Here is a 12,484-nt window from a genome sequence, read left to right as displayed (position 1 = left end):
CCTTTTGGCCCGCTCAGGCTGCCCTTATATCTTCAAGGGTGGCACATGCGTCGGTCTGATACTCGGCGACAAGACACGCCGACTTTCAATCGACATTGACATTATCTGTCCTCCCGGTACAAATGTCGAAGAATATCTTGACCGCATAAGCGAGTTCGGTTTTACAAGGAAAGAACTGGTGGAACGCCGTCAGGCCGGAAAAGATATTCCAAAGAGCCACTCCAAGTTCTTCTATCAGATAGCCTATACCGACCGTTCAAACCAGGAGTCATATATCCTGCTTGACGTTTTGTATGAGGACACACATTATCAGCAGGTGAATGAGATAGAGGTCATCAACCAGTTTATCGAGCTTGATTCCGAGCCGTCGATTGTAATGGTTCCATCCATAGGCGATATTCTCGGCGACAAGCTGACGGCATTCGCTCCCAACACCACCGGCATACCTTATTATAAGAATGGCAACTCCCGTGGCACCGAAATCATGAAGCAGGTCTATGACATAGGTCGTCTGTTCGATGCAGTCGAAGATCTTGAGCTTACAGCCAAATCGTTCAGCCGCATTGCTCTGGTGGAACTTGGCTACCGTGGTCTTGGCGCAGACCCGTCGGTAATATATGAGGACATACGGCAGACTGCTCTTCTCCTTGCTACGCGAGGATTGGAGGGGAAAGGCGACTTCCCGTTGTTGCAGGACGGCATCAAGCGACTCGGCAACTTCATCTATGAGAACAAATACTTCATCGAGGATGCGATTGTCGATTCGGCAAAGGCAGCCTATGTCGCCACTTGCATAGAAAAAGAGCAAACGCAGATAGAGAAATTTGACATCTCAAAACTGACCTCCGACATGAACATAGACCATGTATTGCCTGTCCGACTCAACAAGTTGAAGAAGACACGCCCGGAGGCTTTCTTCTATTGGTATCTCATTGACCAGATTCTATAGAACAAACAACACACATACTAAATAATGGCAAATATAGTCCGTATTTGCCATTGTTTAGTTTTTTTGATGATATAAGATTATGATTAAAGAGACACGGCTGTCGCCGGAAATGATTGACGCTCTGGAGCTGGCGATTCGCGAGGCTGTGCAGGAACGCATCGACACCGACCCTGATGTTGCCGACTGCTATCTGCGCATCACCCCGGGCAAATGGCTTGTTCAGGTCATGTATATCGAGGAAAGCAATCTCACCACACCCAACCGCGATGTCGCTCTACTCAACCTCATGTACGACCTCAAAGACTCCTACGGCGGCAATGAAATCTGGATGCTCAACGATGAAGCCATCCATGACCTCGCACAGTCTTATGGAGAAATGATAGAAATTGACATTTGCATGAATTAAGTGCAATCAATTAGCATTAATTAACATTAGAGTACAAGAATCCTGCACCCTTGACTGCTAATTTTGCGGTCAAACAATAAATCATACATCATCAAACTATCAAATTTATTTCGATATGGCAATTATAATCATGTTACTGGTTCTTCCATGCTGGCTTTTGCAAGCTCTCAAAGATGGAGGAGATGTTTAGTAGTGATTTCAGAAATAAGCCTTTACGCACGATTTTTAAGGCTTATGGCACCGCTTATCTCCGAAATTTTTGTTAACTTTGCATTTCAAGAACGAATATATCTGAAAAATGGCCAATAACTACTGACAAAGACTTACGGTGAGAGCCGAGAAAACTTTGAGAATACCCACGTAGTCGTTACGGGCTTTGGTCGGCCTTCAGATGCTACATGGGTATTCTCTTTTATTTTGACAATATGCGTTTTTCTAAATATCCTTCAGGAACTAAGTTTGAGGTTACAGTAGATTTTCCTCTGATGTTTTCTTCTGATGACATCAAACGTTATCTCGAACTTGCTAATATGATATGTCTTAACAAACAAGAACAATCTGAATTAATTCGTATTAGACGTTCTATTGCGAAGGCTGTAGACTGTAACGATGTTGAGATTATAGTAAGTGGCGAAGTCCTCATTGTTCACTTATATTGATTTCCTATTAGAATGAAAGCGACTGACCGAAATAAATTGATAGACAGAATCAAGACCTTGGAGGGCTTGACTGACGATGAACGCGCTGCGCTTCTCGGACTTCTCAACGAGACCAAGACATACGGTCTTGTTTGGGAAGATAAGCCCGAAGAGGTTGAGGAGCGTTTACGCATGGAGCTTCCGGTTCTCAAAGAGGTCAGGAGTAGAGCCATTATCTCGGATAATGCTGATTCTCCTAATCATATCCTCATTGAAGGTGATAACCTTGAAGCACTCACCACTCTTGCATATACGCATGAGGGTAAAATCGATGTCATCTATATTGATCCGCCTTACAATACTGGAAAAAAGGATTTCGTCTATAACGATACGTTTATTGATTCTGAAGATTCTTTTAGACATTCAAAGTGGTTGTCTTTTATTTCAAGACGATTAAAAATTGCGAAGAAACTTCTTTCCGATAAAGGCGTTATTTTCTTGTCTATTGATGATAATGAGCAGGCTTCTTTGAAACTTCTGTGCGATGAATTGTTTGGTGAATCAAATTTTTTAGGACAATTAATACTAAAAACTGCCACAGACAACAATCCCTCTCAAATAAACACAGAGCATGAATATATGTTGTGCTACTGTAAGCGTCGCGAAACACAAAATAATTGGCAACGACAAAGTCAAGCCGCAAAGCGACTTATAGCGGCCGGTAAAGAGATTTTATCATCTGGAGTAGCGATTGATACGGCACAGAAGGAACTGCGGAAGTGGATTAGAGCGAATAAGGAGCTACTCCCACAAGTTACTCATTACAATAATATTGATAAAAAAGGAGTATACAGTAGTTCTGGTAATTCGTCCAACCCACATCCCGGCGGATATACATACGATATTATACATCCGATTACTGGACTACCATGCCCTAAACCCGCTAATGGGTGGAGATGGCCTCAAACTACATTCTTAGCTTATGATAATGCTGGTGAGATAGAATGGGGAAAGGATCACTCTACTCAACCTCATGTTAAGAAGAGAATAGAAACCTCGATGGAATACTTGAGAACTCTTATTTATGAAGACAATAGAGGGACAACTAAAACATTAGCAGAAATATTTGGAGGCGAAAAAAGATTTGACAATCCCAAACCCCATACTGTGCTATCTCGTGTTATTGATTTTGCATCGGATAAGGATTCTATCATTCTTGATTTTTTCGCAGGTTCAGGTACTACTCTCCACGCAGTCATGCAGTTGAACGCTGATGATGGAGGCAAGCGACAGTGTATTCTCTGCACCAACAATGAGAACGGTATCTGCGAGAACGTGACATACGAGCGCAATAAGCGAGTAATACAAGGTTACACCAAACCTAATGGCGAAGAGGTTGAGGGTCTGCACGCAAATAATCTTCGTTACTACCGCACTGATTTCGTCGGTCGCCGCCGCACTCCGCAGAATATGCGCCGGTTGATGCTGCTTGCTTCGGATATGCTCTGCATCAAGGAGAGTCTCTATACCGAGCATGACGAGTTTGGTGGAATGGAGACCTTGAAAAACGGCTTCCGTTATTTCACTTCGTGCAATCCCGGCGGCACTCGGAGAAACATTAAGCAAGCTCAAGTTTCCTCCTCGTTTGCACGGGATTTCTCCGACGGAAAGAAGCAGATGCTGATTGTCTATAACGAAGAGGCAATCTACGACATAGTGGATGCACTTGAAGCGATGGAAGTTGCATCGCCGATAATCGTATATGTCTTCTCACCCGGCAACGATGCGTGGAACTCCGAGTTTGAGAGCGTTTGCGATAAAGTGCGACTTACGGCTTTGCCTGCCGCAATCTACAACGCCTACAAACGTGTGCTTCCTAAACCCAAAACAACTCTGCTCAATCTTGAAGAAGTGCCGAAAGAGGAGAAAAAAGAAACTGAGGATCTGTTTGACTTTGATGAAGAAGGAGGTGAGGCATGAAAGATTTCGCATATCAGCAGGACGCTGTAAGGGACCTGACCCAAAAGGTGGCTGGTCTGCTCAATGAGGGAGGCTCGCGCCGCAAGGTCGTATTTGAGGCACCGACAGGTTCCGGCAAGACGGTCATGGCTTGCCATACACTGGCAAGCATAGTCGATACGCTGAAATCCGACGGCACCAACCGCTATGAGGATGTTGCCTTCATTTGGTTTGCGCCCCGCAAGCTCCACCTCCAGAGTTATATGAAACTCAAAGGGGCGTTCTCCCACGGACGCGAGTTGCGCCCGGTAATGTTCGACGACCTCGAACAGAGCGAGGGAATCCAGCCCGGAGAAATACTTTTCGTCAACTGGGAAAGCGTCAACAAGGATAAGAACATAATGGTACGAGAGAGCGAGGCAAACGCATCGCTCTATGAGATATGCCGCCGCACACGCGAGCAGAACGGACTGCCCATAATCGCCATAATCGACGAGGAACATATGTTCTGGTCGAAGACCGCCGACAAATCGGGAGCGGTGCTCGACCGCATCAATCCTACAGTCGAGATACGCATTTCCGCAACACCAAAGACCATGCGGTCTGATGAAAAGGTGCGTATTGGCCGCGATAAGGTTATAGCCGCTGAAATGATCAAGCGTGAGGTTGTGCTCAACCCCGAACTCGACAACGGTATCACCGATGAGACAACGCTCAACAACCACCTGATGAAACTCGCTCTCGACAAGCGCGACCAACTGGCAGAAGCTTATAAGAAACTCGGTGTCAACATCAACCCGTTGCTACTCATCCAGCTTCCCAATGACCAGAAGGAGACCATGACAGCCGAGGACAATGCCATTGCCGACTTCGTGCGGCAGTATCTCGACACGATGCGCGACATAACAGTCGAAAACGGGCGTCTCGCCGTGTGGCTTGCCGGAGAAAAGAGTAATCTCGCCGGACTTGAACAGCCTGACAACATGGCACAGGTGCTTCTGTTCAAGGAAGCGATAGCCCTCGGTTGGGACTGCCCCCGTGCGGCAGTGCTTCTGATTTTCCGCAAATTGTCGAGCGACCAGTTCACCATTCAGACCGTGGGTCGCATCCTGCGTATGCCGGAGCAGCATCATTATACCGATGACCGGCTGAACGTAGGCTATGTCTATACCGACATTGCAAAGGAGAAAATCAACATCGTCACGACCGATGCCGACTATATCAAGAAATATGCAGTCGTGGCCGTTCGCCGCCCCGAACTCAACAATGTGGAACTGAAATCGGTATATTCTGAACGACCCAACGATACCCGAAACTACTTCGGTCCCGACTTCAGAAAGATTCTGTATGAGGAGAGCGAGAAGTTCTGGAACATAGAACAGGCGACAGGCGGTCTGTTCAGTCTCGCCGAACTCGCCGCCATGCGCGGTGAGGATGAAGCGCCTAAGCCTCTGCCGGAAACGGAAGACGAGCAGATCAACGAGAACAGGCGCCGAGTAGCGAATGTTCTGCGCCTTGATGTGCCGAATGTGAATATCCCGATTCCCAAGGACATACATTTCCAAAATGAGGTTCAGACCATAAGTGTCGATGGCCAGAGCGTGAAATTCGCCCGTACCGCCGCAGAGATTGACCGTGTGTTTATTAGCGAAATCTCAAAGTATGTGAGTTCGTTTGAGAACAAGAATAATCCTGCCGACAAACTTGCCGGTTATCTGCTTGAAACGATAGCCGACTTCTTCGGAATATTCGACACAGATGCCAAAAAGGTGTTCCTCTATCATGACAATCGTCCAAAGTTTGACCGTCTGCTCCGTATCGCGCTTGAACGTTATATCAAGATAAGGGAAGCGAAGCGGCAGAGAGCATCGGCCCGCGCCATGAAGGAATTTCAATGGAGTGTGCCGGAAGAGCGTATGTATGAGGACGAGACACATCACCTCAAACTTGCCGACAACCATGCACTCCAGCCATTCTTCGAGTTGAACACCGCCTCTACGCCTGAAAAAGAGTTCGCCGATTTCCTTGAAGAGAATACGGAATATATCGACTGGTGGTACAAGAATGGCGACAAAGGACGTCAGCATTACGCCATTGAATATACCGACGAGGCCGGAAACAAGACACCGTTCTATGTCGATTTCGTTATTCGTCTGAAAAACGGCAAGATCATGTTGTTCGACACAAAGAGTCCCGGGAGTGAACCGTTGACCGCCCACTTGAAGCATAATGCGCTCAACGCTTACATCGTAGAAGAAAATGCAAAAGGATCCAGTCTTGTAGGCGGCGTGATTGTAAAGGACGGCATGAACTGGGTATGGTCACGCTACACGATTGAAAACACAGTCGATCACACCGGCTGGGCATATCTCGATTTCAAACAGGAAAACTCATAGGCTATGGCAAAAGGAATAGACCAGAAATTCGTACATTACGGAATACGTAAGGATGACCTTTCGATGATTGAGGCTATCTGCGATGCCGAGAATATTGATTTTGAGTGGCTGAGCGAGGAAATACTCAAAGCCTATCATGCCCGGAAAGTCGATGTGATTGAGATAGACGATACCTCGACAGAGGAGATAGTCCGAGCAGCCATTCAGAAGATAAAACAGTAAACGCACCCGTCATGCTAATACAGAGAATCAAAGTCAGCAACTACAAGACCTATCTTGACCTCGACCTCGATCTGACGGTTGACGAGGAACGTCCTATAATTCTTATCGGAGGCTCGAACGGCGGCGGCAAGACCACCTTGTTCGAGGCCATCAGCGGTGCGCTCTATGGCCTGAAGATAGAGAACAAAGACCATTTCATGGAGCTTGTCAACCAAGGTGCCTTCGGACAGGTCAAGCCTGAGATTTCACTGCAAATCACTTTCAGCGGCAAAGTGCTCGGGCAGGAGCAGAAGTATATACTCAAACGCACATATGTGCTTAACCCTGCCGGCAAACCTCTGGAAAGTGTCAGCCTGAACATGAACGGCAATATGTTCGTGTACGGCACCATGACAGCGCCCAAGGAACGAATAAAGAACGAGCAGGAGGTAAACAAGATTATCAAGGCCAATCTTCCCCAAGAGTTGAGCCAGTATTTCCTTTTTGATGCCATGCAGTCGAGCGAACTTCTGAAAAAGAATGTGTTCGCGCAGACAATCCGCGATAACTTCGAGAATGTCCTCGGCTTTAAGAAATATCTCCAGCTCAAACGAGCGGCAGAGAAACTGCAGCAGGAATGGGCGCAGCTCCGTCTGCAAGCCGAGCAGGAGGCCGCCGAGTATAACCAGCTTGTGAGTGAAAAGGAGAAACTTACAGCGGAGATTAACGCCTGTATAGCCGAGCAGGACTCTCTCTACAAGTATCTGACCTCGATGGAAACCGAATATCGGAAGGCGAAGGAGGGCGCACAGCAGAGCGCGACTCTCAACAAGCGCATCGCTGATATTTCGTCAAAGATTGACGACATCATCAACAGGGCCGCATCTTATGCCGATGACATAAAGGGCTTCATGGAGAATGTGGAAGTGAACGTATTCCTGCCCAAACTGGCATCGAATCTTTCTGTCGAGATCAACAACATTCTCCGTATCAAGAATGAGTTGCAGCAATCGAGCACCGGGTCATACCCACTTGAAACTCTTCGCGACGTCACCGGGAAAATCATAGAGTATCTGAAAGAACTGTCACTTTGTTCGCCAGATGTCGATGAAGAGAATGTCGTAAAACACATGGTGGCTGTACAGAATACTACAAACAGCCAGGATCCGTTTGACTTTCTCGATTCATCTGAGATAGCCGCGTTGAAATCGCTCGTAAGCCGTGGAGCGAACAATCAATTCGTATCACTGTATCGTCAGCGACAGGATCTGGAGGTGTTGCTTGCTACGATAGATGAAATGCGCACTGAGAAAAAGAATCTCGAACAGACACGTGCCGGCGGTAATGAGTTCATCATATCGTCGTATGAGGAGAGCCAGCGTAAACTCGAAAAAGCCAAGGTCAGTGAGGGGCAACTTAAGCAAGAGATACAAAAGCTTGAAAACCGAATACATCGCTTCGACGTTCAGATTCAGCAGGAACCGGATTTGAAGTACGACACACTGGTTAAGCTAAAACCGTTTTTCGAGAAGGTGGCCGACAGCCTCCTTAAAAAGAAAAAGGCGCAGATTGAGAGCGAGATGCAGCAGCAGCTCAACCGATTGCTTGTTTCATATAAAGGACACATCGGTCGCGTTGAGTTGAGCGACAGCATGGAAAACTTCAATATCAAGATTTTCCATACCAAGGGGAATCAAATTTCACTCAATCAGCTTAACGCCGCTTCCAAGCAGATTTTCATTCAGGTGCTTCTGAAAGTGTTGCGTAATCTTGGCGACTATAATCCTCCGGTGATGATTGACACGGTAATGGGTGTGCTTGACAACGAGAGCCGCGAAATGCTTTTCGAGGAATACTTCCCAAATCTTGCCGAGCAAACCATACTGCTTTGCACAACTTCGGAAGTGCGTCCTGATAGCGACTATAAGAAGCTCGAAGCCTTCATATCAAAGACATTCACACTCCACCGCGACGTGGAAGAACAGAAAACGACCGTCAGCGACGGCTATTTCGGAATCGAATTAAACCAGTAACACCATGCCATTGCTTTTTGGAGATATATACTTTCCGGAGAACTTCAACACGGAGTTTGCTCCGCTAAAGGATAAGATAGAGAGTCTTATCAATCTTTCTCGTTCCGCTGGTAATGAGCGTCGTTATTCGATACTTAACAACAAACTGATGCGCATCTGCCTGCTTGTCGGACTGTCCACACCCGGAAAGCGCGATGTAAAGACGGTGGAAGCCATAAAGCTACAAAAAGGAAGTCGCTTTCAGGCGAGCTTCTTTACCCATCAGGAACTGGCACCGCTTTATTCAGCTCTGATTAAGCTACGCTATAATGATACGTCGCTTGACCTGTCGAACAATAATGTGTTATCACGAATAATCGGTGCTGAGATGTATCGTGGGCGCGACACACTTATGGCAGACAATAATCTTGAGAACTATTTCTTCTCAACCGGCGGACGCGCAGCACTCGCCAAAGACATTCCGGTTCTCAACCTCCTTGTCGGCAATTATGGCGATGCCGAGATGGAAGCCACTCTTGACATCAATAGTCGAGCCATCACCAATGCGCAAATCATCATAGCCGGAGCTACGGGGTCAGGTAAGACCAATCTGCTTGCCGTACTTATGCAACAGATTCGGTCCATATCCGCAGAGAGTAGCTATCCTGTCAACTTCCTTTTGTTCGACTATAAGGGAGAGTTCAGTGACATTCAGAACAATCACTGGCTGTCGCTGTTCGATGTAGACCGTTCCTGCATACTTGACCCTATTGAACGCCCCCTTCCGTTTACTCCGTTCAAGAACTTCACCGGAAGACCGCAGAACGAGATTAATCTCTACTCCACAGAGATGGCTTCGGCACTCAGCTCTCTCGACAGAGTTACAGCAAGCTCCAATATGAGCAACCGTTTGAGCGAGGCTATTGTGGATGCCTATAATTCAACAAACGGCCAGCCGATCACATTCGACCTTATGTTGAAGAATTATCAGGCACGGATGAAAGACCCGGACAAGGATGACAGCATTTCTTCTATATTGAAGCAGCTTGTGAGGGCCAACATCTTCGACACAGAAGACCGTGCCGACCTTGTGGGTGAGAGCTTCATCGTCAAGATGGACGGCTACCCCAAGGATGGCCCGATTGCCAAAGCTATCGTGTACTTCCTGATGTCGAAACTCAACAATATCTATGAACAGCTCGACAAACAGGCTGTCAATGACGATGTTGTGCAGATTCGCCACTTCTCGATAATCGACGAGGCTCACTATATGCTTAGTTTTGACAACCGTCCGCTCCGCAACCTTATTGCGGTGGGCCGCAACAAGGGATTGTCTATCATTCTCGCCACTCAGAATATGGCAGATTTCAAAAACAAGGGCTTCGACTTCTACGCCAACGCACAGTATCCCTTGATTATGAAGCAACAGACAATCGACGATAAGGTAATCAAAGATCTTTTCGGCGTAAGCGGTCAGGAACTACACGACATCCGCACCGCCATTGCCGGACTACAAAAGGGAGAACTAATCATCAAAGACCAGATGGCTTTCGCCCTCGGCATGGGAAACAAGTATAAGAAAATCAACGTAACACATTTGATATGAGAACAGGACATATTTTTAATATAATGGTAGGTTCGCCTTCTGATGTCATTGATATTGCTCGTAAGTCAATTGAAGTAATCAACCTTTGGAATGTCCATCATTCTGAAGACAAAGGAATTGTATTGGTTCCTCATCACTGGTCGTCTTCTTCTTATCCTTCTCTTAAGGTAAATTCTGCACAGGGCGTTATTAACTCACAGTTAGTAGATAAATGCGATGCTTTGGTTGCGATCTTTGGGTCAAAATTCGGAACTCCTACAAAGAATCATCCCAGTGGAACCGCCGAAGAAATCGCAGAAGTTAGAAAAGCGGGGAAAGAGGTTATGATCTTTTTTAGTAAGCAGATTGACCTCGATATTGCAGGAATGGAACAAGTTTCTAAACTTCAAGAATATAAGAATACCATTGAAGGTTTGTACGAAACATTTCAAGACCTATCGGATTTTGAAAAAAAGTTTTCTCAAAAATTAAATCTCTTCGTTCAAAACGAATTTCAACCCTTGGTTGCTGAAAATGTCAGTAATAGCAAGGGGGAAAAAACGGTATTATTTTCTGAAGAGGAAATAGAAATTATTCAGCAGTGGTGCAATTCATCGATTGACTATTGCTCCCAAGTAGCATTTATAGGAGGGCATCATATGTTTCGATTTGGTCCAGTACAGATAGAAACTGAAAATCCAAAGGAAACGGCAAAATTTATTGAATTTATCAAACGTCTGGAAGCTGCTGGATTTATTGAATTTCAAAAGTTTGACAATAGAGGAAAGCCAAGATATTCTTTAACGTTGGAAGCATATGAACGCTTTCGGGAAGATTAGGTAGTTGTGGTACAGCCGTCGCGCTTACGTAAATCAAACCGAGGTCTCGACCGGAAGGTTTCAATCGCTAACGAATTATGGGTGATTACAACGTTTGACATATACAACGGTGAACCGGTGCATGATACTGAGGTTGATATCGACTGCCATGTTAACACTGGTGAACTATCATTGTTTCAGGATAATCTCAGTTTCAAAGAAAACAACCTTAATAACATTAATATGAAGAAGTTTCTTATTAGTATGGCTCTTGCAGCCGCTGCATTATCGGTGACTTCCTGTCAGCAGAATGGCAAGTGGGAGTACAAAGTCGTAAAAGTAGCCGGAACAGAAGGCTCCAACGGCAAGTTCGGAGGAATGCAGTTCTCCGACCCTTCGGGACAGCTCAACAAACTCGGAGAAGAAGGTTGGGAACTTGTTTCTTCGTTCACGGAAGAAAGCACAGTACATCCCAACTTCGGCAACTCGGAGTATGTAACCGGTCTCCAGCCGAACACTCGCACAGAAGTCGTCAACTTCGTTCTCAAACGTAGAAAATAATCCCAGAGAACATGAGACTTCTTAGTCCCTTATTCATAGCATTCCTGCTCCTTGTATCGTCTTGTACTTCAAAGACGGACAAGGCGCAGGAAATCGTGCGCGATTTCTCCAAAGCACTAAGCAACGGCGACAGCATTGCTATTAAAAGAATCTATCCATCATCTGCGTCTTTCTTCAATTTATTTCCTACCATGGGTGATATTGATGAAATATCAGCAAAAGAAGATGGAGACTATATTTTGGTAGACTGCAAGAGTGGACACTATGACGAGCATAGCCATTTTGTTCAGAGTAAGTTTTCCTGCTGGGTAAAGGACGAAGATGGAAAGCTGATTATTTCTGATTCCAAAGGACTTATAACGCTGCCTGAAGAGTTTGGAACTTATCCATACGAAATAGGAGCGGTAACGAAATATAGCAAAGATGTGGAATTGGGTAATAAATATGAGGATATCCAAAGGTGTTTCTATACTGAGTGCCTTCGCAATGTGATGGCGTTAAATCTCGGCATTGAACGCGTCTCATGGTCATGGGAGGCCGACTACGGAACTCCCAATGGCGATTGTACAATTAAGAACACACTGCCGTTTACAGTTAAGAATGTAAAGTATAAGATTACCTATTATCGTGGTGATGAAATTGTGGGTGAAGATGACGGTACGGCGGCATCTTCAATAGACCCCGGTTCGATGAAATCGTTCCGATTCTATTCTTCCGGTGTCAATGGGTATCGGGCTCGTACCGCCAGAATATCATTTGAGGTGCCTGAGTCGCAGGCTATTGAATGGACACTGCGAAAATCCTATACTGGCAACGAGTTCAAGGAATATCTTGATACCAAAGAACCAAAATCCAGCTCTATTTAATCGCTATAACAAAAATGTAATATAGTTATGGAGCTGTTATTCAAAGAGGAATCTAGCTTGGCAGACAGTAGAAAATGTCGTGGCTATGGATAC

10 protein-coding genes are annotated in these 12,484 nt (G+C 45.8%); all 10 read left to right on the top strand.

Translation table 11 applies throughout. The features are described from left to right. Nucleotides 1-949 (top strand): nucleotidyl transferase AbiEii/AbiGii toxin family protein (locus tag C5O24_RS07080; RefSeq protein ID WP_133165492.1); only part of this gene is annotated, 949 nt, incomplete at its 5' end. Between the two features lie 79 nt (nt 950-1,028). Continuing rightward, nucleotides 1,029-1,355 (top strand): hypothetical protein, encoded by a 327-nt coding sequence (locus C5O24_RS07075; protein WP_107036380.1) that lies wholly within the window; start codon nt 1,029-1,031, stop codon nt 1,353-1,355. A 671-nt stretch (nt 1,356-2,026) separates the two neighbouring features. Beyond that, nucleotides 2,027-3,973: a site-specific DNA-methyltransferase gene (locus C5O24_RS07065; protein ID WP_107036378.1), complete on the top strand. Its 1,947-nt coding sequence runs from the start codon at nt 2,027-2,029 to the stop codon at nt 3,971-3,973. Next, a complete protein-coding gene (locus tag C5O24_RS07060; protein ID WP_107036377.1) occupies nt 3,970-6,348 on the top strand; it encodes a DEAD/DEAH box helicase in 2,379 nt (792 codons plus the stop codon). Before C5O24_RS07065 ends, C5O24_RS07060 begins: the two co-directional genes overlap by 4 nt. A gap of 3 nt (nt 6,349-6,351) precedes the next feature. Further along, the gene (locus tag C5O24_RS07055; RefSeq protein WP_107036376.1) at nt 6,352-6,570 is read left to right on the top strand and encodes a DNA modification system-associated small protein; all 219 of its coding nucleotides are present in this window, start codon (nt 6,352-6,354) and stop codon (nt 6,568-6,570) included. An 11-nt stretch (nt 6,571-6,581) separates the two neighbouring features. After that, nucleotides 6,582-8,582: an AAA family ATPase gene (locus C5O24_RS07050; RefSeq protein ID WP_107036375.1), complete on the top strand. Its 2,001-nt coding sequence runs from the start codon at nt 6,582-6,584 to the stop codon at nt 8,580-8,582. Nucleotides 8,583-8,586: 4 nt separating this feature from the next. Further along, a complete protein-coding gene (locus C5O24_RS07045; RefSeq protein ID WP_107036374.1) occupies nt 8,587-10,167 on the top strand; it encodes an ATP-binding protein in 1,581 nt (526 codons plus the stop codon). After that, nucleotides 10,164-10,985 (top strand): DUF4062 domain-containing protein, encoded by an 822-nt coding sequence (locus C5O24_RS07040; protein WP_107036373.1) that lies wholly within the window; start codon nt 10,164-10,166, stop codon nt 10,983-10,985. Before C5O24_RS07045 ends, C5O24_RS07040 begins: the two co-directional genes overlap by 4 nt. A 222-nt stretch (nt 10,986-11,207) precedes the next feature. Beyond that, nucleotides 11,208-11,525 (top strand): DUF4177 domain-containing protein, encoded by a 318-nt coding sequence (locus C5O24_RS07035; protein WP_133165490.1) that lies wholly within the window; start codon nt 11,208-11,210, stop codon nt 11,523-11,525. 11 nt (nt 11,526-11,536) lie between these two features. After that, entirely contained in the window at nt 11,537-12,391 is an 855-nt protein-coding gene (locus C5O24_RS07030; RefSeq protein ID WP_107036371.1) for a hypothetical protein, read from the top strand. The last annotated feature ends 93 nt before the right edge of the window (nt 12,392-12,484 follow it).

Origin of the sequence: Paramuribaculum intestinale, from assembly GCF_003024925.1 — a bacterium.
Taxonomy (GTDB): Bacteria; Bacteroidota; Bacteroidia; order Bacteroidales; family Muribaculaceae; genus Paramuribaculum; species Paramuribaculum intestinale.
The sequence above is the reverse complement of the archived record's forward strand: the minus strand, read 5'-3'. Positions and strand labels throughout refer to the sequence as shown.